The organism is Aerococcus sp. 1KP-2016 (genome assembly GCF_002252085.1).
GTDB lineage: Bacteria > Bacillota > Bacilli > Lactobacillales > Aerococcaceae > Aerococcus.
Genome location: NZ_NEEY01000003.1, coordinates 54,418 through 77,047 on the forward strand (window position 1 = coordinate 54,418; position 22,630 = coordinate 77,047).

Below are 22,630 nucleotides of genomic sequence, written 5' to 3' on the forward strand. Positions count from 1 at the left end.
ACCAAGTCGCATATAATTACTATACATATAGAAGAAAGATAGAGGAAAGAAGGTGAATCATGGAAAAAGACAAGACAGCGCAGTCCTTGGTTGTATTGTTAGACCAATATAAGGCTGATCGTAACCCGTTGACAACATTAGCTTTAATGACTGGTATGCCAAAGGCAACATTCTATCTAATTGAAGAGCACCACAATGGTACACCGAATCAGACGGCCACGAAGAACAGTCAGTACTGGCGAACCTTCCAAACAAAGGATGATAAGCAATACTTACAGACTTTTACTAGTTTGGATAAGGCTTCGGCGCAATTGAGTGAGGGAGCCGATGCAAACGTACAGCATTTAAATTTCAATCAAATTGCTTTGATGGTGATGAATGATGCCAACGCACTTGAAGGGTATGTAGTAGACCCTGAACATTCAAATGCAAAATTTAATAGAAATATCATTGAAAAAATATGGCGTTACGCATGAATCATGTATAATAGACCTAGTTAACAAAGATACACTAGGACGCGTTGCCGAGATTGAGGGCAGCGCACTAAAAAATACAACAAAAGACACACTAGGGAGCGTTGGCATTCAATCGCGAAAAACAGTCTTTTTTCAAGAAATCGCGAAAAAACGCCACTTTTTTTGAAAAAAGCCGAGAAAAAGCTTGCACTCCCTAGTGAAATTTTGTATACTGATTGGGTGCCGTTTTATAGGACACCAACGTGTCAACCGTCAAAACGTTGATACACCAATAAGCAGTGATGTATGAGGTTGCGACACACCCGGGAGCATTGCCATAAGGGTGGCCGGTAATTCATACGGAGCAAGTCAAATTTAAAATATGACGAGGAGGAAAAAAATCATGGCAAAACAAAAAATTCGTATCCGTTTAAAAGCTTACGAACACCGTGCTTTAGATCAATCAGCAGCTAAAATTGTTGAAACTGCACAACGTACGGGAGCAGAAGTTTCAGGGCCAGTTCCATTGCCAACTGAACGTTCTCTATTCACAGTGATCCGTGCAACACATAAATACAAGGATTCACGTGAGCAATTCGAAATGCGTACGTACAAACGTTTAATCGATATCGTTAACCCAACACCAAAAACTGTTGATGCGTTAATGAAATTAGATTTACCATCAGGCGTAGACATCGAAATCAAATTATAATTCCAGAATCATCGCAATCAAGTGATTAACCCAATATTAATAAAAAATAAAAATTATACGGAGGTGTACTCATGACTAAAGGAATCTTAGGAAAAAAAGTAGGTATGACTCAATTCTTCACAGAGTCTGGTGAATTAGTACCAGTAACAGTTATCGAAGCACAACCAAACGTTGTTTTACAAGCTAAAACAATCGAAACAGATGGCTATGAAGCTATCCAAGTTGGTTTTGAAGACAAACGTGAAGTGTTAGCAAACAAACCTCACAAAGGTCATGTAGCAAAAGCAGAAACTACTCCTAAGCGCTTCATTAAAGAATTCAAAGATGTTGAGCTAGGAGAATACGAAGTTGGATCAGAAATCAAGGTTGATATCTTCCAAGCAGGAGACATCGTTGATGTTACGGGTACTTCAAAAGGTAAAGGATTCCAAGGTGCTATCAAGCGTCATGGTCAATCACGTGGTCCTATGTCTCACGGTTCTCATTATCACCGTGCGCCAGGTTCTATGGGTATGGCATCAGATGCTTCTAAAGTATTCAAAGGTAAAAACTTACCAGGTCAAATGGGTGGTCAACAAATCACTATCCAAAACCTAGAAATCGTTAAAGTAGATGCAGAGCGCAACGTCATCTTAATTAAAGGTAACGTTCCAGGTTCTAAAAAATCTATGGTAACAATCAAATCTGCAGTTAAATCTGCTGAATAATACCAGGAAGGAGGAACAATTTCATGGCAAACATTACATTATTTAAACAAGATGGTTCACAAGCTGGCGAAATCACTTTAAACGATGATATCTTCGCAATTGAACCAAATGAAAATGCAATTTACGATGTAGTAATTATGCAACAAGCTTCTTTACGTCAAGGTACTCACTCAGTGAAAGGCCGTTCAGAAGTTCGCGGTGGTGGTCGTAAACCATGGCGTCAAAAAGGTACAGGACGTGCTCGTCAAGGTTCAATCCGTTCTCCACAATGGGTTGGTGGTGGTCGTGCTTTCGGTCCAACACCTCGTTCTTATGCTTACAAATTACCTCGTAAAGTTCGTCGTTTAGCTTTACGTTCAGCATTATCTAACAAGGTTGCTGAAAACAACTTCATCGTTGTTGACGATTTAGCATTCGAAACACCAAAAACACAATTATTCCAAGAAGTGTTGAATAACTTACAAGTTGAAAATAAAGTTTTAGTTGTTATTAACAAAGACAACGACAATGCACAATTATCAGCTCGTAACTTACCAAACGTAAAAGTGGTTGATGAAAACAACGTTAACGTATTCGATTTAGTTAACGCTGAAAAAGTAGTCATCACTAAAGCAGCACTTTCTACTGTAGAGGAGGTACTAGCATAATGTTGGCACACGACATAATTATTCGCCCAATCATCACTGAAGAATCAATGAAGATCATGGAAGATAACAAATACACTTTTGAAGTTGCTACTAAAGCAAACAAAACTCAAGTGAAACAAGCAATCGAAGAATTATTCAATGTAGACGTTAAAAACGTAAACATCATGAATGTTCGTGGTAAATTAAAACGTATGGGTAAATTTGCTGGCTATACTCGTAAACGCCGTAAAGCAATCGTAACCATCTCTGAAGAACAATCAATCGAAATCTTCGGCAACGAAGCAGAATAATAAATAAGATAGGAGGAAATTCGCGTGGCGATTAAAATCTATAAAGCAACGTCTAACGGACGTCGTAACATGTCAGGTTCTGATTTCTCAGAAATCACTAAAACTACTCCTGAAAAAACTTTACTAGAATCTCAAAGCAAACGTGCTGGTCGTAACAACAACGGTCGTATCACTGTTCGTCATCAAGGTGGTGGACATAAACAAGCTTACCGTATTATCGACTTCAAACGTAACAAAGATAACGTCGAAGGTGTCGTTAAAGCAATTGAATACGATCCAAACCGTTCAGCTAACATTGCATTAATTCACTACACAGATGGTGTGAAAACTTACATCCTTGCTCCTAAAGGCTTGACTGTAGGTACTCGCATTTCTTCTGGTGAAGGCGCAGATATCAAAGTTGGTAACGCAAAACAATTAAAAGACATCCCAGTGGGTACTTTAATTCACAATATCGAAACTAAACCTGGTAAAGGTGGACAATTAGTTCGTTCAGCTGGTGCCAGCGCACAAGTTTTAGGTAAAGAAGATAAATACGTATTAGTACGTTTAACTTCTGGTGAAGTTCGTATGATCTTGGGTACTTGCCGTGCAACAATCGGTGTTGTAGGTAACGAACAACACAGCTTGATCACAGTTGGTAAAGCTGGTCGTTCTCGTTGGGCTGGTAAACGCCCTACAGTTCGTGGTTCTGTAATGAACCCTAACGATCACCCTCACGGTGGTGGTGAAGGTAAAGCTCCAGTCGGACGTCCAAGTCCAATGACTCCTTGGGGTAAACCTGCACGTGGTGTTAAAACTCGTGATAAGAATGCACGTAGCAACAAGTTAATTGTTCGTCGTCGTAACAGCAAGTAATCACATTAAATAGGATAGCGAAAGGAGCCAAATACATATGAGCCGTAGCTTGAAAAAAGGACCTTTTTGTGACGACCATTTAATGAAAAAAGTGGTTGCACAACAAGACGCACAAAAGAAACAAGTAATTAAAACTTGGTCTCGTCGTTCAACAATTTTCCCTAACTTTGTAGGGTTAACAATTGCTGTATACGATGGCCGCAAACATGTACCAGTTTATATCCAAGAAGATATGGTAGGTCACAAATTAGGTGAATTCGTACCAACTCGTACATACAAAGGACATGGCGCTGACGACAAGAAAACTCGTCGTTAATCTGAGAGGAGGAAATAAAAAATGGCAGAACAAATTACATCTGCAAAAGCAACTGCAAACACAGTTCGCGTTTCTGCTCGTAAAGCCCGTTTAGTTGTTGATTTAATCCGCAACAAAACTGTCGGTGAAGCTATTGCAATTTTGAAAAACACTCCTCGTGCAGCATCTCCTGCTGTAGAGAAAGTGTTAATGTCAGCAATTGCTAACGCAGAACACAACTATGGCTTAGAGCCAGCAAACTTAGTAGTAAGCGAAGCATTCGTTAACGAAGGACCAACAATGAAACGTTTCCGTCCACGTGCGAAGGGTTCAGCTTCTCCAATTAACAAACGTACAAGCCACATTACAGTGGTAGTAAAAACAGCAGAGGAGGCATAATTAATGGGACAAAAGATTAATCCTATCGGTATGCGTATCGGTGTTATTAAAGACTGGGACGCTCGTTGGTATGCAGAAAAAAACTTTGCAAACACTTTACACGAAGACTTAAGAATTCGCGATTACATCAATGAAAAATTATCAGATGCTTCTGTATCTAAAATTGAAATTGAACGTGCAGCGAACAAAGTTAACGTGAACATCCACACTGCTAAACCAGGTATGGTTATCGGTAAAGGTGGTTCAGAAGTTGACGCTTTACGTAAAGCTTTAAACCAACAAACAGGTAAAAAAGTTCATATCAACATCATCGAAATCAAGAAACCTGAATTAGATGCTAAATTAGTTGGTGAGTCAATCGCTCAACAATTAGAAAACCGTGTTGCTTTCCGTCGTGCGCAAAAACAAGCGATTCAACGTACAATGAAAGCTGGCGCTAAAGGTATCAAAGTTCAAATTTCTGGTCGTTTAAACGGTGCAGATATGGCTCGTTCAGAAACTCAAGTAGAAGGAACTGTTCCATTGCATACATTGCGTGCGGACATCGACTACTCATGGGAAGAAGCCGACACTACTTATGGTAAAATCGGTATCAAAACATGGGTATGCCGTGGTGAAATCCTTCCAACAAAAAATATTCAAGGGGAGGCTTAAAACATGTTAGTACCTAAACGTGTAAAACACAGACGTGAATTCCGTGGTAAAATGCGTGGTGAAGCTAAAGGCGGAAAAGAAATTGCATACGGTGAATTTGGTTTGCAAGCAGTAGATTCAGCATGGATCACTAACCGTCAAATTGAAGCATCTCGTATCGCTATGACACGTTACATGAAACGTGGTGGGAAAGTATGGATTAAAATCTTCCCACATAAATCTTATACAGCTAAAGCAATCGGTGTTCGTATGGGTTCTGGTAAAGGGGCTCCTGAAGGTTGGGTATCTCCAGTAAAACGTGGTAAAATCATGTTCGAAATTGCTGGTGTATCTGAAGAAGTAGCAAGAGAAGCATTGCGTTTAGCATCTCACAAATTACCTATTCGTACTAAAATCGTAAAACGTGAAATTGGTGGTGAATCTAATGACTAAATTTACAGATATTAAGGATCTTTCCACTGCTGAACTTACTGCTAAAGAACAAGAATATCGTCAAGAATTATTCAACTTACGATTCCAATTGGCGACTGGTCAATTAGAAAACACAGCTCGTATTAAAGCTGTTCGTAAAGATATCGCTCGTGTTAAAACAGCGTTACGTAATCAAGAAGCGTAAGAAATTTCAGTAAAGGAGGAAACCTGTTCATGGAAGAACGTAATAACCGCAAAGTGTTACAAGGCCGTGTTGTTTCTGACAAAATGGAGAAAACAATCACAGTTCAAGTAGATACTTTTAAATTCCATCCAACGTATGGCAAACGTATCAAATACTCTAAAAAATATAAAGCACATGATGAAAACAATTCAGCAAAAATGGGTGACATCGTCCGCATCGCGGAAACTCGTCCATTGTCTAAAGACAAACGCTTCCGTCTTGTTGAAATTGTAGAAGAATCAATTATTATCTAAAACAACTGGAAGGAGGTACATTAAATGATTCAAACAGAAACTCGTTTAAAAGTAGCAGATAACTCAGGCGCTCGTGAAGTCCTAACTATTAAGGTATTAGGCGGATCTGGTCGTAAAACTGCAAACATTGGTGATGTTATCGTGGCAACTGTTAAAAATGCAACACCAGGTGGAGTTGTCAAAAAAGGTGATGTCGTTAAAGCAGTTATCGTTCGTACTAAGAGCGGCGTACGTCGTGCAGATGGTTCATACATCAAATTCGACGAAAATGCTTGTGTAATTATTCGTGACGATAAATCTCCTCGTGGAACACGTATCTTTGGTCCAGTTGCACGTGAATTACGTGACAACAACTATATGCGTATTATTTCATTAGCTCCAGAAGTAATCTAAAATCTGAAGAAAATAAGGAGGTGCCCGTTTAAATGAAAGTAAAAGCAAATGACACAGTAGTCGTTATTGCCGGTAAAGATAAAGGCAAACAAGGTCGTGTAAAACAAGCTTTGCCAAAAGTGGACAAAGTCGTTGTTGAAGGTGTAAACATCGTTAAGAAACATCAACGTCCAAATCAATTGAACCCACAAGGCGGTATCATTGAAGTTGAAGCACCAATTCATGTATCTAACGTACAACTAGTAGACCCTAAAACAGGAGAAGCTACTCGTGTAGCTATCGAAGTTAAAGACGGCAAACGCGTTCGCGTTGCTAAAAATCAGGTGAAGTTATCGCCGAAGCAGTATCAGGAGAGGAGGACGCTGAATAATGACTAATCGTTTACAAGAAAGATACAAAAATGAAATCGTTCCTTCATTGATTGAAAAATTTAACTATAGCTCAATCATGCAAGCACCTAAACTTGATAAAATCGTTATCAACATGGGTGTTGGTGATGCAGTTTCTAACGCTAAAAACTTAGAAAACGCTGTTGAAGAACTAACTCTTATTGCAGGTCAAAAACCAGTTATTACAACTGCTAAGAAATCAATCGCAGGTTTCCGTTTACGTGAAGGTATGCCAATCGGTACTAAAGTTACTTTACGTGGCGACCGTATGTATGACTTCTTAGACAAGTTAGTAACAGTTTCTTTACCTCGTGTACGTGACTTCCGTGGTATCAGCAACCGCTCATTCGATGGTCGTGGTAACTATACATTAGGTATCCGTGAACAATTGATCTTCCCAGAAATCGACTTTGATAAAGTATCTAAAGTTCGTGGTATGGACATCGTAATTGTAACGACTGCAGAATCAGATGAAGAATCATTAGAATTATTAACACAACTAGGAATGCCATTCCAAAAATAAGTCTTGAAGGAGGCGTGAGTAATTTGGCAAAAAAATCAATGATCGAAAAGAACAAACGACCAGCTAAATATTCTACACAAGAATATACTCGTTGTGAACGTTGTGGACGTCCACATTCAGTTTACCGCAAATTTAAATTGTGCCGTATTTGCCTTCGTGAACTTGCCTATAAAGGGGAAATTCCTGGAGTCAAAAAAGCTAGCTGGTAATTTCTGGTAAATTAGAAAAGGAGGGTGTACTCGTAATGGTCATGACAGATCCAATTGCGGACTTTTTAACTCGTATTCGTAACGCCAACATGGTGCGCCACGAATCATTTGAAAGTCCATCATCAAAAATCAAAGAAAATATTGCTAAAATCCTTAAAGAAGAAGGATACATCAAAGATTACGAAGTTATCGAAGATGACAAACAAAACGTTATCCGCGTATTCATGAAATACACAAGCGACAACCAACGTGTAATCACTAACTTAAAACGTATCTCTAAACCAGGTTTACGTGTATACGCTAAAAGCGACCAAATTCCTAAAGTATTAAATGGTTTAGGAACTGCATTAGTATCAACATCTGAAGGTGTTGTAACTGATAAAGTAGCTCGCGCTAAAAAAATTGGTGGCGAAGTTTTAGCTTACGTTTGGTAATACGAAATTACTAAAAAAAAATAAAAATTGAGAGGCAGGTGCAGGCTAGATGAGTCGTATTGGTAATAAAATTATCGAGATCCCTAGTAACGTAACCGTAGAAAAAAATGGTTCAACTGTAACAGTTAAAGGCCCTAAAGGCGAATTAACTCGTGAGTTTAACCCAATTATTGATATCCAAATCGAAGAGAAAGAAATCACTTTCGTTCGTCCTAATGACCACAAAGATGTACGTTCTATTCACGGAACTACTCGTGCATTAGTAAACAACATGGTAGTGGGAGTTTCTGAAGGTTTTGAAAAGAAACTTGAAATGACTGGTGTTGGTTACCGTGCACAATTAGCTGGTAAAACATTAACATTAAACGTTGGTTACTCACATCCAGTAGTATTTGAAGTGCCAGAAGGAATCGAAATTGAAGTTCCAACTAACACTACAATCAACGTTAAAGGGATCAATAAAGAACACGTCGGCGAATTAGCAGCAAACATTCGTTCAGTACGCTTACCAGAACCTTACAAGGGCAAAGGTATTCACTACGTTGGCGAATTTATCCGTCGTAAAGAAGGTAAAACTGGTAAATAATTGTAATTTATTACAATTATTTCCTTTTACTTGTATCCAATTCATATATAAAATTAGATTGAGAAGATCAATCTTAGAAATTTAACAAAGAGGTGACTATTTTGATTAGCAAACCAGATAAAAATAAATTACGTCAAAAACGCCATGCGCGTGTTCGTCGCAACATTTCTGGAACAGCAGAGTGCCCACGCTTGAACGTATTCCGTTCTAATAAACACATCTACGCTCAATTAATTGATGACGTAGCGGGTGTTACTGTAGCGAGTGCCTCTACTAACGAAGAAACATTAACAGCCGACACAAAAACTGCAAGTGCAGCATTAGTTGGTAAAGCAATTGCTGAACGCGGTGTAGCAGCAGGCGTTAAAGAAGTAAAATTTGACCGTGGTGGATACCAATATCACGGCCGTGTACAAGCTTTAGCAGAAGCAGCTCGTGAAAACGGCTTAGAATTTTAGGAGAAGGAGGAAGCCAAGAACATGACACAAACATTTCAACAATTAAACATTAATGAAAATGACCTTGAAGAACGCGTTGTTGCCATCAACCGTGTAGCGAAAACTGTAAAAGGTGGACGTCGCATGCGTTTCGGTGCCGTTGTTGTTGTCGGTGATAGAAATGGCCATGTTGGTCTAGGTACTGGTAAAGCAGCCGAAGTTCCAGAAGCAATCCGTAAAGCGGTTGAAGATGGAAAGAAAAACTTAATTACTATACCTCGCGCAGGATCAACTGTTCCTCATGAAGTTATCGGTAAATTTAATGGTGGTCACGTATTACTAAAACCTGCTCAAGCCGGTTCTGGTATCGCTGCTGGTGGTCCAGTTCGTGCCGTAGTTGAATTAGGTGGTATCGCTGATATTACATCTAAATCTCTAGGTTCTAACACACCAATCAACATCGTGCGTGCTACATTAGCCGCTATTGAATCATTAAAAGACCCAGAAGACGTTGCGAAATTACGCGGCAAATCTGTGGAAGAATTATTAGGTTAAGGGGGAAATTCGAATGGCTGAAGTAAAAGTTACTTTAAAACGCAGTTTAATTGGACGTCCTCAAGACCAAATTAAAACAGCTCAAGCGTTAGGTTTAACTCGTGTTGGTAAAACTGTTGTTAAAACTCGCAATGAAGCAATTAACGGAATGATTTCTAAAATTGCTCATTTAGTAGTTGTTGAAGAAGCATAATTTAGAAGAGGAGGTGCCTAACAAGATGAAATTACATGAATTACAACCTTCAGAAGGATCTCGTCACACACGTCACCGTGTAGGTCGTGGTGCAAGTTCTGGTTGGGGTAAACTATCAAAACGTGGACAAAAAGGTCAAAAACAACGTTCAGGTGGTGGCGTACGTTTAGGTTTCGAAGGTGGACAAACTCCATTGTTCCGTCGTATTCCAAAACGTGGTTTTACAAACATCAACCGTAAAGAGTACGCAATCATCAACCTTGATGACTTAAACGTATTCCAAGATGGCGCTGAAGTTACACCTACTGACTTCGTTGAAGCAGGTTTAGTGAAGAATGAAAAATTTGGTATCAAAGTTTTAGGTAACGGTGAATTAGAACGCAAACTTACTGTTAAAGCAGCTAAATTCTCAGCATCAGCTAAAGAAGCTATTGAAGCCGCTGGGGGTTCAATCGAGGTGATCTAATGTTTCAGATACTGAAAAATGCATTTCAGGATAAGGATATTAGAAGCCGCTTAGCATTCACTGCAATCATGTTGATTGTATTTCGTATCGGGGCACATATTACAGTGCCCGGAGTGAATGCGGCAGGAATTGCTGGATTAGCACAATCTGGTTTGTTCAGCTTATTGAATACTTTAGGTGGGGGTGGGCTTTCGAGCTACTCCATCTTTTCATTAGGTGTATCACCGTATATTACCGCATCAATTATTATTCAACTTTTGCAAATGGAGATAATACCTTCATTTACAGAGTGGTCTAAACAGGGTGAAGTTGGTCGACGTAAGTTAAATCGATGGACGAGATACTTTGCTGTAGTGATTGGCTTTTTCCAAGCTTTAGCTATATCAATTGGATTTAATTCATTGTCTGCATTGGGATTGATTGAAAATCCCGGCATTACAACTTACTTATTGATTGCCTTATTCATGACTGCTGGATCTATGTTTGTTGTTTGGGTTGGTGAGCAAATTACTGAGTATGGAATTGGTAATGGTACTTCTATCATTATCTTTGCTGGTATACTAGCACAAATCCCTACAGAGTTACTGACTTACTACCAAAGCAATATCGTAGATGCAACTAGTAGTGAACTAAATCAACAAATGATTTATATAGGTATCTTTATTCTGGTCTTTGTACTATTAATCATGTTCGTCATTTTTATGAGTCAAGCAGAACGTCGAATTCCAGTTCGATATTCTAAACGAGCAAATTCAGCTTCGCAAAAATCACATTTACCATTGAAGATTAACTCTGCAGGGGTTATCCCAGTTATCTTTGCCTCATCATTAATCATGGTGCCGCAAACTGTACTTGGATTATTCGCTGCTGATTATAGTGATGCTTCTTGGTACCAAGTATTGTCGACAATCTTTAATTTAGATGAACCAGCCGGTATTGCGATTTACGCGGTAGTCATTATTCTGTTTACATTCTTCTATGCTCATATTCAGATTAACCCTGAACGTGCTGCAGAAAACTTGCAAAAAGCAGGCGGTTATATACCTAGTATACGACCAGGCTTAGCAACAAAAGAATACTTACAGAAAATGTTAAACCGTTTAAGTACAGTCGGTTCGCTTTTTCTAATGAGTGTCGCAGTTCTACCTTTACTCGGAGCATATTTCTTTGATATGCCGAAGTCGATTGCCTTAGGTGGTACAAGCCTATTAATCGTTGTCGGAGTTGCATTAGACACTGCGAAACAAATTGAAGGTCGTACAATTAAACGTAATTATGTTGGTTTTATCCAAGATAAGAAAAATTAACCATATCACGTACTTGGAGGATAATAATGAATATCATTTTAATGGGATTGCCTGGGGCCGGTAAAGGTACACAAGCAGCGAAAATAGTTGAAGATTACAAATTTCCACATATCTCTACTGGAGACATGTTTAGATCTGCAATTTCTGAAGGTACGGAATTAGGTAAAAAAGCGAAGTCATTCATGGATGACGGTAGCTTGGTACCTGATGAAGTTACTAACGGTATTGTTGAAGAAAGACTTCAAAAAGAAGACACACAAGTTGGCTTCATGTTAGACGGTTTTCCTAGAACTGCCGTTCAAGCACAAGCATTAAGCGACATCATGACTCGTTTAAACCGAGACATCGATGCAGTGATCTACTTAGATGTGCCAACAGAAACATTAAAAGAACGTTTGTCAGGACGTATTATCTGTCGTAACTGTGGCGCAACTTACCACAAAGTTATGAACAAACCCAAAGTAGACGGTGTTTGCGACGTATGTGGCAGCCACGACTTCTACCAACGTGAAGATGATAAGCCCGAAGTTGTTGAAAATCGCTTAAACGTGAATGCAGAACAACAAAAACCAATTTTAGATTTCTATGAGGCAGAAGGTAAGCTTTATCGCATTCCTGGTGATATCGGTATTGACAATGTTTATGCTGAGATCAAAAAGATTTTAGATAAATAATTATTGTTGCTTTCGCTCTCTAATTATGGTAGAATATTCGAGTTGACTGAACATTTCGTTTTTCTATCCTATAATCAATTAGTGATTAATCGAAACAACCACCATTAGGAGGAAACACTTTGTCAAAAGAAGATATGATTGAAATTGAAGGTACTGTAACTGATACATTACCAAATGCTATGTTTAAGGTACAACTGGAAAACGGATATGAAGTTTTAGCGCACATTTCAGGTAAAATGCGTGTAAACTACATTAAAATTTTGCCAGGTGACCGTGTAAAAGTTGAGATGTCTCCATATGACTTGACGAAAGGTCGTATCACCTACCGATTCAAGTAATGTAGAGATATATAATCGAGGAGGTATAACTGTGAAAGTAAGAGCATCTGTAAAACCAATGTGTGAACATTGTAAAGTTATTCGCCGTAACGGTAAAGTTATGGTTATTTGTTCTAATCCAAAACATAAACAACGCCAAGGCTAATTAAAGCTAACAAAAAAGGAGGGTTTTCGTAAATGGCTCGTATAGCAGGAGTAGATATTCCACGTGAAAAACGTGTTGTCATTGCCTTAACATACATCTATGGTATCGGTAATACAACTTCTAAGAAAATTTTAGCTAACGCTGAAATCTCTGAAGATACTCGTGTACGTGACTTAACTAACGATGAGTTAGACCGTCTTCGTGCAGAAATTGACACAATAAAAGTTGAAGGTGACTTACGTCGTGAACGTGCTTTAGACATCAAACGTCTACAAGAAATCGGTTCATACCGTGGTATCCGTCACCGTCGTGGTTTACCAGTTCGAGGTCAAAACACTAAGAACAACGCACGTACGCGTAAAGGTAAAGCTATCGCAATTCAAGGTAAGAAAAAATAATCTAAAAGGAGGTTAATACACTATGGCAAAACGTCCAGTTTCACGCAAACGTCGTGTGAAGAAAAATGTTGAAACAGGTGTGGTACATATCCATGCTACATTCAACAATACTATCGTTATGATTACTGATGAACATGGTAATGCTATTTCTTGGTCATCTGCAGGTGCTTTAGGATTCAAAGGTTCTCGTAAATCTACTCCTTATGCTGCCCAAATGGCTTCAGAAGCTGCATCTAAAACAGCTATGGATCATGGTATGAAATCTGTTGAAGTATCAGTAAAAGGCCCTGGTTCAGGTCGTGAATCAGCAATCCGTGCTTTACAAGCAGCAGGTCTAGAAGTTACCGCTATTCGCGATGTAACACCTATTCCTCATAATGGTTGCCGTCCTCCAAAACGTCGTCGTGTTTAATCGATTGATGAACTTGGATATGCGATGATACATTTCTCACGTTTTGAAAGGGGTAATTTGTCGATATGATCGAAATTGAAAAGCCAAATATTGAGACAATTGAAATTAACGACGATAGTAAATTTGGTAAATTCGTTGTAGAACCATTAGAACGCGGCTATGGAACAACCCTAGGTAATTCATTACGTCGTATCTTGTTGTCCTCTCTACCAGGTACAGCAGTTACATCAATCCAAATTGACGATATTTTACATGAATACTCTACTGTCCCAGGTGTACGTGAAGACGTTACTGAGATCGTATTGAATGTAAAACAATTATCATTAAAATTGTATGACGTGGAAGAAAAACAAGTAGAAATTGACATCACAGGTCCAGCTGAAGTAACAGCTGCTGATATTATCGCTGATGCTGATTTCGATGTTATGAATCCCGACTTACATATTTGTACTTTAGAAGCAGGCGCTCATTTCCATATGATTATGAACGTTAAAAACGGACGTGGTTTCGTTCGCTCTGAACACAACAAATCGGATTCTATGCCAATTGGTGAAATTCCAGTAGATTCAATTTATACGCCAATTTCTAAAGTTAACTATCAAGTTGAAAATACTCGTATTGGGGAAATCAATGAATACGATAAGTTAACAATCGATATTTGGACAGATGGAACAATCTCACCCGAAGAAGCATTGAGCTTAGCGGCAAAAATCATGACAGAACATTTAGAAGTATTTGTTAACTTAACTGACGAAGCTCGTCAAGTTGAAGTCATGGTAGAAAAAGAAGAAACACAAAAAGAAAAAATGCTTGAAATGACTATTGAAGAATTAGACTTATCAGTTCGTTCATACAACTGTCTAAAACGTGCAGGCATCAATACTGTTGAAGAATTGACTATCAAATCTGAACCAGAAATGATGAAAGTACGTAACTTAGGTCGTAAGTCTCTTGAAGAAGTTAAAAACAAGTTAGCTGCTCTTGACTTAACATTACGTCAAGAAGACTAGTACATAATAAAGGAGGATAATGACAATGGGTTACCGTAAATTAGGTCGTACAAGCTCTCAACGTAAAGCTATGTTACGTGACTTAACTACTGATTTAATTATCAACGAACGTATCACTACAACTGAAACTCGTGCGAAAGAAGTACGCCGTACAGCTGAAAAAATGATTACTTTAGGTAAACGTGGAGATTTAGCTGCTCGTCGTCAAGCAAACCAATTCGTTCGTAACGAAGTTGCTGATGTTCGCGCTGAAGGTGAAGACATCGTAGTAGAGTCTGCTTTACAAAAATTATTTAATGATCTTGGTCCTCGTTACGCTGAACGTCAAGGTGGATACACTCGTATCTTAAAAACTGAACCTCGTCGTGGCGATGCTGCACCAATGGTTATTCTTGAATTCGTTTAATTAAACTTTAGTGATGTATAAAACGGGGTGTTATGATGATGGTTGGTGGTAATATTCGCCTTCCAAGTCTAGCTCTATCTACTCCTAGCGTGAATTAGTTCGCTAGGAGTGGAATATATCCGTAAGTCATATAAATAAAATCAAGGCCAATTCATTTGTATGAATAATTGGTTCGGCATATGTGTGATATTGACCAGAAATGTTGGTAGTAAGCATATGTGCTTTTTTTATTTGAAAGAGTGGTTGGGGCTAGGGCTCAACCACTTTTTTGTTTGTTTAGCATTGATTTTCATGTCATTTTATAAATATTTAAGAAGTTTTTTGACATGCAGGTTCATTTTATAAAGCAAAATGATATAATGAGAATGCTTGTGTTGTACGGTTTTTCAAGATTTGCATAATACGTACACGCTATTTCAATGAGAGGCGACGATAATGAAGAATAAGCTTTACTTTACCCAATTTGATACAATTCGTTTTTTTGCTATGTTGGCAATTATGCTATATCACTACCTAACCCACCGTGTACCTGGTGGTTTTTTAGGGGTAGATATATTTCTAGTCCTATCTGGATTTCTTGTGACGAGTCAGATGGAAAGTAAATACCAACAGGGCATAAAAGAGCCCTATTTTAAGAAACTGTGGTCTCGGATTCGCAAATTATGGTGGCCCATGCTTGTTGTTTCCATGTTTAGCCTAACATTCTTAGTCTTGTTTAGACGCCAGTTGTTAGTGAACATAGGTATCAATCTAGTGTCATCTTTATTATTTGTGAATAATTGGCACCAAATTTTATCAGGGTCATCTTATTTTGCCAATATGCTGCATCCATCTGTTATGACCCATTATTGGTATATTGCGGTCTACATGCAGTTTATGGTGATTTGGCCCATATGCTACAAGCTAACACGTCGTTTGACTAAAACAAAACAACAATCCGGATTACTGATGATAGGGTTGGCGATTTTGTCAGCTGTCCTAATGGCAATTCTGTTTAAACCCGGTGCGGATCCTTCGCGTGTATACTACGGAACAGACACACGTTTCTTCTCCATTGCGTTAGGAGGGGCAGCAGCACAATTAATTGATGTTGATTTGCTAGACCAAAAATTAAGCGACAAAGTAGGTAAATGGAAACATTGGCTCATTGATGGTCTGCTAGTCATCATTATGGCTATTATGACTTGGGCAATGATGAACCTAACAGATTCTCAACCAGTGACGTATTATGGGGGCATGTTTGCCTTTAATGCTCTGTCAGGTATACTAGTAGCCTTACTAACCTTCCCAGGCTCCTGGGTGGCTTATTTGCTTAAATTCAAACCCTTGCGATGGTTAGGACAACGTACGTTTCATATGTACTTATGGTATTACCCAATTAATGTTTTATTCCATATGGTACCAACGAGTCAAAATTGGTTTACCGGTAGCATTTGGCCACAAATTATCCTGATTATCGTCTTGGCTTGCCTATCTTATGCCCTATTAGAGGAGAAAAGATGGACTGTGCCAATATTTAACCAAGCGAAAACAGACAAACCTGGCCATGTAATGACCCAATTGAAGGCAGTCTTTAAGAAACAAACGCCAATACTTACGAAAGTGTTGTTTGTAGCCTTCGCTTTTATCTTCATTGGTGGTATGACGGCAGTTGCGATTTCTAAACCTGCAGAAAATGTGACAGTAGAAGAAAAAGCTGCGGCTGATCAAGCTAAAAAAATAGAGGAACAAAACAAGAAACGTGCTGAACAAGCGAAGCAAGCTGAACAAAGCGTATCTGCTTATAAGCAAGAATTAACGCCAGATCAACTCGCTTATTATGAGGGGATTTCAGCAGAACAGGCGCGTTTTGCGTATCAATTGAGGTCACATTTGTGGGCGATTCATTGATGGTTGGTGCATCTGATGGTCTATATACTTTGTTCCCTAATGCGATTGTAGATGCAGTTGTTGGTCGTCAAATGTATAAGATGGATGGGTATATGACTAGCCTTGCTGACCAAGGCATGTTGGCAGATACAGTTGTGGTTGATCTAGGGGCTAATGGTGGCTTTACGGATGAACAGTTGAGTGCCTTTTTGGATGAGATTGGTCGTGACAAAAATATTTTCTTGATTAATAGTCACGTAGACCGTCCATGGACTGAACAGGTAAATGCATCTTTAGCCAAAGCAGCTGAGGATTCAGCTGATTCTGTATATTTACTTGACTGGCATAGCTATTTTGCTAACGATGCAAATGCTAGTAGTTGGCTTGGTTCAGACGGAGTTCACTTTAATCCAGAAGGTGACCAAATTTGGCTACAGTTTGTAACCAATGGTATTTATCAAGTGATGGGTCAAACTGAATAGATAATACACAACAAAGGTGTTTGTTCTTTCAAGAGAAGGAGCAAGCACCTTTTTTATTTGGCTTTTGGGGCGTATAATGAGCCTAAATAGGACAAATAAGGAGTGACCGAAATGGCTGAAGATCAATTATTGTATACGACACGGGTGCATAACGATGAAGGTTTAAAGGGAACGGCATGGGTAGAAGGACCATATGGTTTAAGGGTAGAAACGTCCAGTCCTTTGAAAGCGGATGAACCAGGGACAAATCCTGAGCAATTGATTGCTTTATCGTGGGCAACGTGTTTAAATGCCACCATTGAAATTGCCTTAAAAGAACGCGGGCAAAGTGATGTGAAGAGTGAAGTGGTGGTTGAAGTGAATTACAAGAAAAATATTGAAACGACGATTACTTATTTTGATTTTAAGGTAGATGTCTTTGTTGATTTACCGCAAGCTGAGGCTGAAGCATTGGTAACAGCTGCTGAAAAGCGCTGTCCAGTTTCTCAAATTATGGATAATTATGCATACACATCACTGCTGGTTCATGGTCAAAAATAAGCTTGATGAAATATAGGTGTCTTGACACTTATAGATTGCTTTTAAGGCGGTATTTTAGTAGACTTAGGTAATGTTAATAGCAACATGTCTTCAGGGTAGGGTGAGAGTCCCAATCGGCGGTAAAGTCCGCGAATTGCTGCAACCGCACGTGATTGAACTAGTGAAAATCTAGTACCGACTGTTATAGTCAGGATGGAAGAAGCGTTTATACTAGTAGAGGGGTATCTTTGTGCCCACATTTACTAGCTGACCACGTCATCAACCTCTTCCGAGTAGCTGGGAAGAGGTTTTTTTATTGAGAAAATTTAGAAAGCATAAAAGAATGAAATAAGTGAGGTTATCATATGTCCAATCCAATCATTGAGGTTGAAGGATTAACATTTCAATATACACAGGCAGAGGATAGGTTAGCAATTAATAACCTATCTACGACCATTTATGAAGGTGAATGGCTTGCAATTATTGGCCACAATGGTTCTGGTAAATCTACCTTTTCTAAACTATTAGTAGGCCTTTTAGAAGCGAAATCTGGCACGATAAAGGTGGATGGGCAAGTATTGTCCCTAGATACTTTGTGGGATATTCGTAGTAAAGTGGGCTTGGTTTTCCAAAATCCAGATAACCAATTCGTTGGGGCAACTGTTGAGGATGATGTAGCATTTGCTTTGGAAAATCAAGGTATGCCATATGATGAGATGCACGCGCGTGTTGAAACAGCGTTGAAACGTGTAAAAATGTGGGCATTTCGCGATAAGGAACCCGCATCATTATCAGGTGGTCAAAAACAACGGGTAGCCATCGCAGGTGTTATCGCCTTAGAACCTAAAATTATGATTTTGGATGAGTCAACGTCCATGCTTGATCCAGAAGGTCGAGAAGACTTAATGGAAGTAGTGCGCGATATTAAACAAGATCGTAATTTAACGGTTATTTCAATTACACACGATTTGAATGAGGCTGCGGAAGCTGACCGAATGTTGGTCTTCAAAGAGGGGACTATCCTCAAAGAAGGAACACCAGCGGAGATTTTCACCTATGGCAACAAGCTAACTGAAATTGGGTTAGATGTGCCTTTTGCTGAACAATTAAAGACTGCCTTGGCTAAACGCGGGGTAGCAGTACCGAATGAATATGTGGATGAAGAAGGGTTGGGTGAATGGTTATGGAAATCGTCTTTAAAAATGTAGGGTATACATACGGACTAGGAACACCATTCGCATTCCAAGCTTTACGTGATATCAATGTAACGATTCCGCATGGTTCATATACAGCCATTATAGGTCACACCGGGTCTGGTAAATCAACGATTACGCAACATTTAAATGCTTTAATGCAACCAACTGAAGGGCAAGTACTTATCGGTGATAAGACAATTTCAGCTGGAACGAAAGCCAAAGATTTGAAGGCTATCCGTCAAAAAGTGGGTATGGTTTTCCAATTTCCAGAAGGACAACTTTTTGAAGAATCTGTCATAAAAGATGTGATGTTTGGGCCAATGAATTTTGGGGATAGTGAAGAAACAGCGCGCCAAAAAGCTGAAGAAGCCTTAGAAGATGTGGGTATTGATCCAGAGTTTTTTGATCGTTCACCATTTGAATTGTCTGGTGGACAAATGCGTCGGGTAGCGATTGCGGGTGTAATTGCTATGAAACCTGAAGTGTTGGTGTTAGATGAACCAACAGCTGGTTTAGATCCCAAAGGTCGCATTGCAATGATGTCAATGTTTGAAGAACTATACAAGAAACAAGGGTTAACCATTGTTCTTGTAACACATCAAATGGAAGATGTAGCGACGTATGCTAACCATGTAATCGTGATGGATGGCGGTACCAGTGTGAAGGAAGGCACGCCAGCTGAAGTATTCGCTGATGCCTCTTGGTTACAAGCACATCAATTATCCTTACCTGATGCAGCAGATTTTGCCACAAGACTGCAAGCTCAAGCTGGCAAGTTCTTATGGGAAACAGCGGATGATATGCCGTTAACAGTCGATGAGTTGGTGGATTTATTAATTGCTAAATTTGATTTACCAATGGCAGATACAACAAGAAACTTAGAGAAGGGAGACCAAGCAATCGATGAAAGATAATTTAATTATTGGCCGGTATATTCCGGGTAATTCCATCATGCATCGATTTGATCCACGTTTGAAATTAGTGGGACTCATCGTCATGATGCTCTTGGTCTTCGCAGCCACAACGCTGACCACAAATGTGATTATGATTGTTGCAGTCACAAGTTTAGTGCTCATGTCTGGTATTTCCTTAGGCGTTTTCTTAAAAGGTTTGCGACCAATGATTGCAATCATTATATTTACGGTTGCCTTACAAATCTTATTCACCCATACAGGTGATGTGATTTGGTCATGGGGGTTTCTAGCCTTAACGACAGGTGGCTTGATGAATGCGGCCTATATTTTTGTTCGTTTCTTGTTGATTATCTTCTTGTCGACAATTCTAACGTTGACGACCCAACCATTGGCAATCACAGATGCCATGGAGTCGCTATTGAAACCAGTCAAAAATATTATACCCGTCCATGAAATTGCCTTAATGTTGTCAATTGCTTTGCGTTTTGTGCCAACCTTACTAGAAGAGGCAGAGAAAATCATGAATGCCCAACGCGCACGTGGGGTTGATTTTTCTGAGGGGAACATCATTCAACGAGTGAAGGCCTTTATTCCAGTGTTAATTCCCTTGTTTATTTCTGCCTTTAACCGAGCTTATGATTTAGCAACAGCTATGGAAGCCCGGGGCTACCGTGGTGGTGAGGGCCGGTCTAAGTATCGTCTATTACACTGGGAGAACATTGATACCATAGGGGCCATTGTGTTGGCGATACTAACGGTTGTGATGATTGTCTTGTAGGCACCGTGTTTTGCGCGTGTCAAAAGGTGTTTTGTTATTTTCATAGAAGGAGGGCAAGTTTTGCCTAGATTTAAAGCAATTGTACAATATGATGGCACGCCCTTTGTTGGTTTTCAGATTCAGAAAAATGGTTTGTCCGTGCAAGAGGCACTAGAGAAGGCGCTCAAGTTGATGTCTAAGGGGCATGTGATTCCGGTGGTTGGTTCGGGCCGGACAGATTCAGGGGTACACGCGCTAGGTCAGGTGATTCATTTTGATTATCCTGGAGAGATTCGTGAGGATGCAGTTTTGCGGGCCATGAATTCGATTTTGGATGATGCGATTCGGGTGATTTCGGTGGAGCGAGTGGAGGATGATTTCCATGCGCGTTTCCATACGAATGGCAAACAGTATATTTATAAGGTGGATACTTCACGCTTTCCATCGCCCTTTACGCGACAGTTTATGTACCACCATCCCTATAAGACGGATGTGAGCCGGATGCAGCAGGCTCTGCAATCTGTGATAGGCGTCCATGATTTTCAGTCATTTTGTTCGACGAAGACGGATAAGACGAATTTTGTGCGTGAAATTTATCGCGCAGAGGTGACCGCTGATCCGTATGCCGAGACCTTGACGTTCTTGTTTGAGGGTTCAGGCTTTTTGTATAATATGGTGCGAATTCTAGTGGGCACGTCCCTGCAAATTGGAGACGGCTTACGACCGGTAACTGAGATGCAACGTTTACTCGAGGTGAAGGATCGTAATGAAGCAGGGCCAACAGCAGCTGCTCATGGCCTTTATTTAAATAAGGTCTACTACCTCAGCCCTGAGGAACGACGGTCTGTGAATGAGGCGTATTTGGCTTATAAGGCTGAATTAGCTGAAACGCAAGACAATTTTTTAGCCGGTGATGCAGAAGATGAATAATTGATGTGAAATTTATATAGCTTAAATCATAAAAACTCGATACAATAAGCTAAGTAGCTTGTATCGAGTTTTTTAGTTATACGTAATTTGTAAGCGTAACAGCAGAAGGAGCCAGTATGAATAGTGTGAAAATAGGACCAATCCGCTTGGGCGAAGGCAAGCCCAAAATTATCGTACCCATCACAGAAGAGACGGATTCTGAAATTCTTAACTGTGCCAATTTTTATCGCCGTCAACTGGGTGATATTGTGGAGTGGCGTTTGGATTTCTATGAAGATTTTTCAGACTTTGAGCGTGTAGTGGAGCTCTGCAAACGGGTAAAAACCACCATTCAAAAGCCTTTGTTGGTGACTTTTCGTACGTTAGGTGAGGGTGGGGAAGCTGCCATTGGTAAGAGCCAATATGTGGAGATGTACCGCCGCATCATCCAAACCAAAGCTGTTGATGCGATTGATATTGAGTTTGACCGTGGGCAGGATATTTTAGACAATTTAATTCCATATGCGCATAAATATAAGGTGAAAGTTATTGTGTCCCACCATGATTTTATGAAGACACCGAGTGAGAAGGCTATGGTTGATAAGTTGCGCAATATGGGTCAATCAGGTGCAGATATTTGCAAGTTAGCGGTAATGCCGCATGATACTCTGGATGTTTTAAAGCTGATGACGGCAACACATAAGGCATCGACGATTATTGATCAGCCATTGATTAGCATGTCTATGGGGACAATTGGCCGAGTAACGCGAGTTGCGGGTGAAATTTTCCATTCGGTTGCTACTTTTGGCGCCATTGAAGGTATGATTTCAGCGCCTGGGCAGATGGATGTAGAAACCATCGATGATATTATGATGGATTTATCACTTGAGGAAGACCCGTTTGACGATGATGATTATTAATTTGTATTAGAGATGGTCGACCGCTAAGCAATTAGCGGTTTTTTTTGTTGTTGCAGGGTTTTATTTGGGAAAATAGTATCGCTTTTTGACAGTATGCGGTTCTATTTTTGGGGAAAGTACCGCTTCTCGACAGGATGAGGCTGGGACAAAAGGCCTCTAAAAAGGCGTACATAATTCTTAAAAAGAGTTGTGTACGCCTTTTACTTTGAAAAAATTCTTATAAATTTTGATTGAAATATATCATGGGAACAGGTTAAAGGACT

At 39.6% G+C, this 22,630-nt stretch carries 38 protein-coding genes and 1 riboswitch; all 38 genes read left to right on the plus strand.

Annotated features, from left to right (window positions below; all coding sequences use genetic code 11):
- Nucleotides 1–59 precede the first annotated feature (59 nt).
- The gene (locus tag B9P78_RS01310; RefSeq protein ID WP_094517785.1) at nt 60–476 is read left to right on the plus strand and encodes an SseB family protein; all 417 of its coding nucleotides are present in this window, start codon (nt 60–62) and stop codon (nt 474–476) included.
- 382 nt (nt 477–858) lie between these two features.
- Nucleotides 859–1,167, plus strand: coding sequence for a 30S ribosomal protein S10 (rpsJ, locus tag B9P78_RS01315; RefSeq protein WP_094517786.1), 309 nt, complete (start codon nt 859–861; stop codon nt 1,165–1,167).
- Between the two features lie 71 nt (nt 1,168–1,238).
- The gene (gene rplC / locus B9P78_RS01320; protein WP_094517787.1) at nt 1,239–1,874 is read left to right on the plus strand and encodes a 50S ribosomal protein L3; all 636 of its coding nucleotides are present in this window, start codon (nt 1,239–1,241) and stop codon (nt 1,872–1,874) included.
- Between the two features lie 23 nt (nt 1,875–1,897).
- The gene (gene rplD / locus B9P78_RS01325; protein WP_094517788.1) at nt 1,898–2,521 is read left to right on the plus strand and encodes a 50S ribosomal protein L4; all 624 of its coding nucleotides are present in this window, start codon (nt 1,898–1,900) and stop codon (nt 2,519–2,521) included.
- A complete protein-coding gene (gene rplW, locus B9P78_RS01330) occupies nt 2,521–2,811 on the plus strand; it encodes a 50S ribosomal protein L23 (RefSeq protein ID WP_094517789.1) in 291 nt (96 codons plus the stop codon). Before rplD ends, rplW begins: the two co-directional genes overlap by 1 nt.
- A gap of 24 nt (nt 2,812–2,835) precedes the next feature.
- A complete protein-coding gene (rplB, locus tag B9P78_RS01335; protein ID WP_094517790.1) occupies nt 2,836–3,669 on the plus strand; it encodes a 50S ribosomal protein L2 in 834 nt (277 codons plus the stop codon).
- Between the two features lie 37 nt (nt 3,670–3,706).
- Nucleotides 3,707–3,985 (plus strand): 30S ribosomal protein S19, encoded by a 279-nt coding sequence (rpsS, locus tag B9P78_RS01340; RefSeq protein WP_094517791.1) that lies wholly within the window; start codon nt 3,707–3,709, stop codon nt 3,983–3,985.
- Nucleotides 3,986–4,006: 21 nt separating this feature from the next.
- Nucleotides 4,007–4,363: a 50S ribosomal protein L22 gene (gene rplV / locus B9P78_RS01345; protein ID WP_094517792.1), complete on the plus strand. Its 357-nt coding sequence runs from the start codon at nt 4,007–4,009 to the stop codon at nt 4,361–4,363.
- Nucleotides 4,364–4,366: 3 nt separating this feature from the next.
- On the plus strand, nt 4,367–5,017 hold the full coding sequence (gene rpsC / locus B9P78_RS01350) for a 30S ribosomal protein S3 (RefSeq protein ID WP_094517793.1): 651 nt from the start codon (nt 4,367–4,369) through the stop codon (nt 5,015–5,017).
- A 3-nt stretch (nt 5,018–5,020) separates the two neighbouring features.
- Complete coding sequence (rplP, locus tag B9P78_RS01355) at nt 5,021–5,449, plus strand: 50S ribosomal protein L16 (RefSeq protein WP_094517794.1); 429 nt, start codon at nt 5,021–5,023, stop codon at nt 5,447–5,449.
- Entirely contained in the window at nt 5,442–5,633 is a 192-nt protein-coding gene (gene rpmC, locus B9P78_RS01360) for a 50S ribosomal protein L29 (RefSeq protein WP_004262569.1), read from the plus strand. Before rplP ends, rpmC begins: the two co-directional genes overlap by 8 nt.
- Before the next feature lie 29 nt (nt 5,634–5,662).
- On the plus strand, nt 5,663–5,926 hold the full coding sequence (rpsQ, locus tag B9P78_RS01365; RefSeq protein WP_094517795.1) for a 30S ribosomal protein S17: 264 nt from the start codon (nt 5,663–5,665) through the stop codon (nt 5,924–5,926).
- A 24-nt stretch (nt 5,927–5,950) separates the two neighbouring features.
- On the plus strand, nt 5,951–6,319 hold the full coding sequence (rplN, locus tag B9P78_RS01370; protein WP_094517796.1) for a 50S ribosomal protein L14: 369 nt from the start codon (nt 5,951–5,953) through the stop codon (nt 6,317–6,319).
- Between the two features lie 32 nt (nt 6,320–6,351).
- Nucleotides 6,352–6,696, plus strand: a complete 345-nt coding sequence (gene rplX / locus B9P78_RS01375; protein ID WP_148138561.1) for a 50S ribosomal protein L24 — start codon at nt 6,352–6,354, stop codon at nt 6,694–6,696.
- Entirely contained in the window at nt 6,689–7,231 is a 543-nt protein-coding gene (gene rplE, locus B9P78_RS01380) for a 50S ribosomal protein L5 (RefSeq protein ID WP_094517797.1), read from the plus strand. The genes rplX and rplE overlap by 8 nt, the downstream gene beginning before the upstream one ends.
- A gap of 23 nt (nt 7,232–7,254) precedes the next feature.
- Complete coding sequence (locus B9P78_RS01385; protein ID WP_094517798.1) at nt 7,255–7,440, plus strand: type Z 30S ribosomal protein S14; 186 nt, start codon at nt 7,255–7,257, stop codon at nt 7,438–7,440.
- Between the two features lie 35 nt (nt 7,441–7,475).
- Complete coding sequence (rpsH, locus tag B9P78_RS01390) at nt 7,476–7,874, plus strand: 30S ribosomal protein S8 (protein WP_094517799.1); 399 nt, start codon at nt 7,476–7,478, stop codon at nt 7,872–7,874.
- A gap of 49 nt (nt 7,875–7,923) precedes the next feature.
- Nucleotides 7,924–8,460, plus strand: a complete 537-nt coding sequence (gene rplF / locus B9P78_RS01395; protein WP_094517800.1) for a 50S ribosomal protein L6 — start codon at nt 7,924–7,926, stop codon at nt 8,458–8,460.
- A 92-nt stretch (nt 8,461–8,552) separates the two neighbouring features.
- Nucleotides 8,553–8,918 carry a 50S ribosomal protein L18 gene (gene rplR / locus B9P78_RS01400; RefSeq protein ID WP_094517801.1) on the plus strand — a complete coding sequence of 122 codons (366 nt, stop codon included), beginning with the start codon at nt 8,553–8,555 and terminating at the stop codon, nt 8,916–8,918.
- Between the two features lie 21 nt (nt 8,919–8,939).
- Nucleotides 8,940–9,452, plus strand: a complete 513-nt coding sequence (gene rpsE / locus B9P78_RS01405) for a 30S ribosomal protein S5 (protein WP_094517802.1) — start codon at nt 8,940–8,942, stop codon at nt 9,450–9,452.
- Nucleotides 9,453–9,465: 13 nt separating this feature from the next.
- Nucleotides 9,466–9,645, plus strand: a complete 180-nt coding sequence (rpmD, locus tag B9P78_RS01410; protein WP_094517803.1) for a 50S ribosomal protein L30 — start codon at nt 9,466–9,468, stop codon at nt 9,643–9,645.
- Between the two features lie 25 nt (nt 9,646–9,670).
- A complete protein-coding gene (gene rplO / locus B9P78_RS01415; RefSeq protein ID WP_094517804.1) occupies nt 9,671–10,111 on the plus strand; it encodes a 50S ribosomal protein L15 in 441 nt (146 codons plus the stop codon).
- Nucleotides 10,111–11,418, plus strand: coding sequence for a preprotein translocase subunit SecY (gene secY / locus B9P78_RS01420; protein ID WP_094517805.1), 1,308 nt, complete (start codon nt 10,111–10,113; stop codon nt 11,416–11,418). The genes rplO and secY overlap by 1 nt, the downstream gene beginning before the upstream one ends.
- A 26-nt stretch (nt 11,419–11,444) precedes the next feature.
- Nucleotides 11,445–12,092: an adenylate kinase gene (locus tag B9P78_RS01425; protein WP_094517806.1), complete on the plus strand. Its 648-nt coding sequence runs from the start codon at nt 11,445–11,447 to the stop codon at nt 12,090–12,092.
- A 119-nt stretch (nt 12,093–12,211) separates the two neighbouring features.
- Nucleotides 12,212–12,430: a translation initiation factor IF-1 gene (gene infA, locus B9P78_RS01430; protein WP_094517807.1), complete on the plus strand. Its 219-nt coding sequence runs from the start codon at nt 12,212–12,214 to the stop codon at nt 12,428–12,430.
- A 31-nt stretch (nt 12,431–12,461) separates the two neighbouring features.
- Complete coding sequence (gene rpmJ / locus B9P78_RS01435) at nt 12,462–12,575, plus strand: 50S ribosomal protein L36 (protein ID WP_004262605.1); 114 nt, start codon at nt 12,462–12,464, stop codon at nt 12,573–12,575.
- Between the two features lie 32 nt (nt 12,576–12,607).
- Nucleotides 12,608–12,973, plus strand: coding sequence for a 30S ribosomal protein S13 (rpsM, locus tag B9P78_RS01440; RefSeq protein ID WP_094517808.1), 366 nt, complete (start codon nt 12,608–12,610; stop codon nt 12,971–12,973).
- Between the two features lie 22 nt (nt 12,974–12,995).
- Nucleotides 12,996–13,385: a 30S ribosomal protein S11 gene (rpsK, locus tag B9P78_RS01445; protein ID WP_094517809.1), complete on the plus strand. Its 390-nt coding sequence runs from the start codon at nt 12,996–12,998 to the stop codon at nt 13,383–13,385.
- 65 nt (nt 13,386–13,450) lie between these two features.
- Complete coding sequence (locus B9P78_RS01450) at nt 13,451–14,395, plus strand: DNA-directed RNA polymerase subunit alpha (RefSeq protein WP_094517810.1); 945 nt, start codon at nt 13,451–13,453, stop codon at nt 14,393–14,395.
- 25 nt (nt 14,396–14,420) lie between these two features.
- Entirely contained in the window at nt 14,421–14,801 is a 381-nt protein-coding gene (gene rplQ / locus B9P78_RS01455) for a 50S ribosomal protein L17 (protein ID WP_094517811.1), read from the plus strand.
- Nucleotides 14,802–15,236: 435 nt separating this feature from the next.
- Nucleotides 15,237–16,691, plus strand: coding sequence for an acyltransferase (locus B9P78_RS01460; protein ID WP_233487639.1), 1,455 nt, complete (start codon nt 15,237–15,239; stop codon nt 16,689–16,691).
- On the plus strand, nt 16,676–17,152 hold the full coding sequence (locus tag B9P78_RS09940; RefSeq protein ID WP_233487640.1) for a hypothetical protein: 477 nt from the start codon (nt 16,676–16,678) through the stop codon (nt 17,150–17,152). The genes B9P78_RS01460 and B9P78_RS09940 overlap by 16 nt, the downstream gene beginning before the upstream one ends.
- 111 nt (nt 17,153–17,263) lie before the next feature.
- Complete coding sequence (locus tag B9P78_RS01465) at nt 17,264–17,692, plus strand: OsmC family protein (protein ID WP_094517812.1); 429 nt, start codon at nt 17,264–17,266, stop codon at nt 17,690–17,692.
- 82 nt (nt 17,693–17,774) lie between these two features.
- A riboswitch (FMN riboswitch) is annotated at nt 17,775–17,899 on the plus strand.
- A gap of 137 nt (nt 17,900–18,036) precedes the next feature.
- On the plus strand, nt 18,037–18,879 hold the full coding sequence (locus B9P78_RS01470) for an energy-coupling factor ABC transporter ATP-binding protein (protein WP_094517813.1): 843 nt from the start codon (nt 18,037–18,039) through the stop codon (nt 18,877–18,879).
- Entirely contained in the window at nt 18,855–19,781 is a 927-nt protein-coding gene (locus tag B9P78_RS01475) for an energy-coupling factor ABC transporter ATP-binding protein (RefSeq protein WP_094517820.1), read from the plus strand. Before B9P78_RS01470 ends, B9P78_RS01475 begins: the two co-directional genes overlap by 25 nt.
- Nucleotides 19,771–20,559: an energy-coupling factor transporter transmembrane protein EcfT gene (locus B9P78_RS01480; protein WP_094517814.1), complete on the plus strand. Its 789-nt coding sequence runs from the start codon at nt 19,771–19,773 to the stop codon at nt 20,557–20,559. The genes B9P78_RS01475 and B9P78_RS01480 overlap by 11 nt, the downstream gene beginning before the upstream one ends.
- Nucleotides 20,560–20,619: 60 nt before the next feature.
- Nucleotides 20,620–21,468 carry a tRNA pseudouridine(38-40) synthase TruA gene (truA, locus tag B9P78_RS01485; protein WP_094517815.1) on the plus strand — a complete coding sequence of 283 codons (849 nt, stop codon included), beginning with the start codon at nt 20,620–20,622 and terminating at the stop codon, nt 21,466–21,468.
- A gap of 116 nt (nt 21,469–21,584) precedes the next feature.
- Nucleotides 21,585–22,367, plus strand: coding sequence for a type I 3-dehydroquinate dehydratase (gene aroD, locus B9P78_RS01490; RefSeq protein ID WP_094517816.1), 783 nt, complete (start codon nt 21,585–21,587; stop codon nt 22,365–22,367).
- The last annotated feature ends 263 nt before the right edge of the window (nt 22,368–22,630 follow it).

What these genes read in the sequence shown, in the direction of transcription:
- B9P78_RS01310 (WP_094517785.1), top strand. Translation starts at nt 60, where the DNA reads ATGGAAAAAGACAAGACAGCGCAGTCCTTGGTTGTATTGTTAGACCAA.
- rpsJ (WP_094517786.1), top strand. Translation starts at nt 859, where the DNA reads ATGGCAAAACAAAAAATTCGTATCCGTTTAAAAGCTTACGAACACCGT.
- rplC (WP_094517787.1), top strand. Translation starts at nt 1,239, where the DNA reads ATGACTAAAGGAATCTTAGGAAAAAAAGTAGGTATGACTCAATTCTTC.
- rplD (WP_094517788.1), top strand. Translation starts at nt 1,898, where the DNA reads ATGGCAAACATTACATTATTTAAACAAGATGGTTCACAAGCTGGCGAA.
- rplW (WP_094517789.1), top strand. Translation starts at nt 2,521, where the DNA reads ATGTTGGCACACGACATAATTATTCGCCCAATCATCACTGAAGAATCA.
- rpsS (WP_094517791.1), top strand. Translation starts at nt 3,707, where the DNA reads ATGAGCCGTAGCTTGAAAAAAGGACCTTTTTGTGACGACCATTTAATG.
- rplV (WP_094517792.1), top strand. Translation starts at nt 4,007, where the DNA reads ATGGCAGAACAAATTACATCTGCAAAAGCAACTGCAAACACAGTTCGC.
- rpsC (WP_094517793.1), top strand. Translation starts at nt 4,367, where the DNA reads ATGGGACAAAAGATTAATCCTATCGGTATGCGTATCGGTGTTATTAAA.
- rplP (WP_094517794.1), top strand. Translation starts at nt 5,021, where the DNA reads ATGTTAGTACCTAAACGTGTAAAACACAGACGTGAATTCCGTGGTAAA.
- rpmC (WP_004262569.1), top strand. Translation starts at nt 5,442, where the DNA reads ATGACTAAATTTACAGATATTAAGGATCTTTCCACTGCTGAACTTACT.
- rpsQ (WP_094517795.1), top strand. Translation starts at nt 5,663, where the DNA reads ATGGAAGAACGTAATAACCGCAAAGTGTTACAAGGCCGTGTTGTTTCT.
- rplN (WP_094517796.1), top strand. Translation starts at nt 5,951, where the DNA reads ATGATTCAAACAGAAACTCGTTTAAAAGTAGCAGATAACTCAGGCGCT.
- rplX (WP_148138561.1), top strand. Translation starts at nt 6,352, where the DNA reads ATGAAAGTAAAAGCAAATGACACAGTAGTCGTTATTGCCGGTAAAGAT.
- rplE (WP_094517797.1), top strand. Translation starts at nt 6,689, where the DNA reads ATGACTAATCGTTTACAAGAAAGATACAAAAATGAAATCGTTCCTTCA.
- rpsH (WP_094517799.1), top strand. Translation starts at nt 7,476, where the DNA reads ATGGTCATGACAGATCCAATTGCGGACTTTTTAACTCGTATTCGTAAC.
- rplF (WP_094517800.1), top strand. Translation starts at nt 7,924, where the DNA reads ATGAGTCGTATTGGTAATAAAATTATCGAGATCCCTAGTAACGTAACC.
- rpsE (WP_094517802.1), top strand. Translation starts at nt 8,940, where the DNA reads ATGACACAAACATTTCAACAATTAAACATTAATGAAAATGACCTTGAA.
- rpmD (WP_094517803.1), top strand. Translation starts at nt 9,466, where the DNA reads ATGGCTGAAGTAAAAGTTACTTTAAAACGCAGTTTAATTGGACGTCCT.
- rplO (WP_094517804.1), top strand. Translation starts at nt 9,671, where the DNA reads ATGAAATTACATGAATTACAACCTTCAGAAGGATCTCGTCACACACGT.
- secY (WP_094517805.1), top strand. Translation starts at nt 10,111, where the DNA reads ATGTTTCAGATACTGAAAAATGCATTTCAGGATAAGGATATTAGAAGC.
- B9P78_RS01425 (WP_094517806.1), top strand. Translation starts at nt 11,445, where the DNA reads ATGAATATCATTTTAATGGGATTGCCTGGGGCCGGTAAAGGTACACAA.
- rpsM (WP_094517808.1), top strand. Translation starts at nt 12,608, where the DNA reads ATGGCTCGTATAGCAGGAGTAGATATTCCACGTGAAAAACGTGTTGTC.
- rpsK (WP_094517809.1), top strand. Translation starts at nt 12,996, where the DNA reads ATGGCAAAACGTCCAGTTTCACGCAAACGTCGTGTGAAGAAAAATGTT.
- B9P78_RS01450 (WP_094517810.1), top strand. Translation starts at nt 13,451, where the DNA reads ATGATCGAAATTGAAAAGCCAAATATTGAGACAATTGAAATTAACGAC.
- rplQ (WP_094517811.1), top strand. Translation starts at nt 14,421, where the DNA reads ATGGGTTACCGTAAATTAGGTCGTACAAGCTCTCAACGTAAAGCTATG.
- B9P78_RS01460 (WP_233487639.1), top strand. Translation starts at nt 15,237, where the DNA reads ATGAAGAATAAGCTTTACTTTACCCAATTTGATACAATTCGTTTTTTT.
- B9P78_RS01465 (WP_094517812.1), top strand. Translation starts at nt 17,264, where the DNA reads ATGGCTGAAGATCAATTATTGTATACGACACGGGTGCATAACGATGAA.
- B9P78_RS01470 (WP_094517813.1), top strand. Translation starts at nt 18,037, where the DNA reads ATGTCCAATCCAATCATTGAGGTTGAAGGATTAACATTTCAATATACA.
- B9P78_RS01475 (WP_094517820.1), top strand. Translation starts at nt 18,855, where the DNA reads ATGGAAATCGTCTTTAAAAATGTAGGGTATACATACGGACTAGGAACA.
- B9P78_RS01480 (WP_094517814.1), top strand. Translation starts at nt 19,771, where the DNA reads ATGAAAGATAATTTAATTATTGGCCGGTATATTCCGGGTAATTCCATC.
- aroD (WP_094517816.1), top strand. Translation starts at nt 21,585, where the DNA reads ATGAATAGTGTGAAAATAGGACCAATCCGCTTGGGCGAAGGCAAGCCC.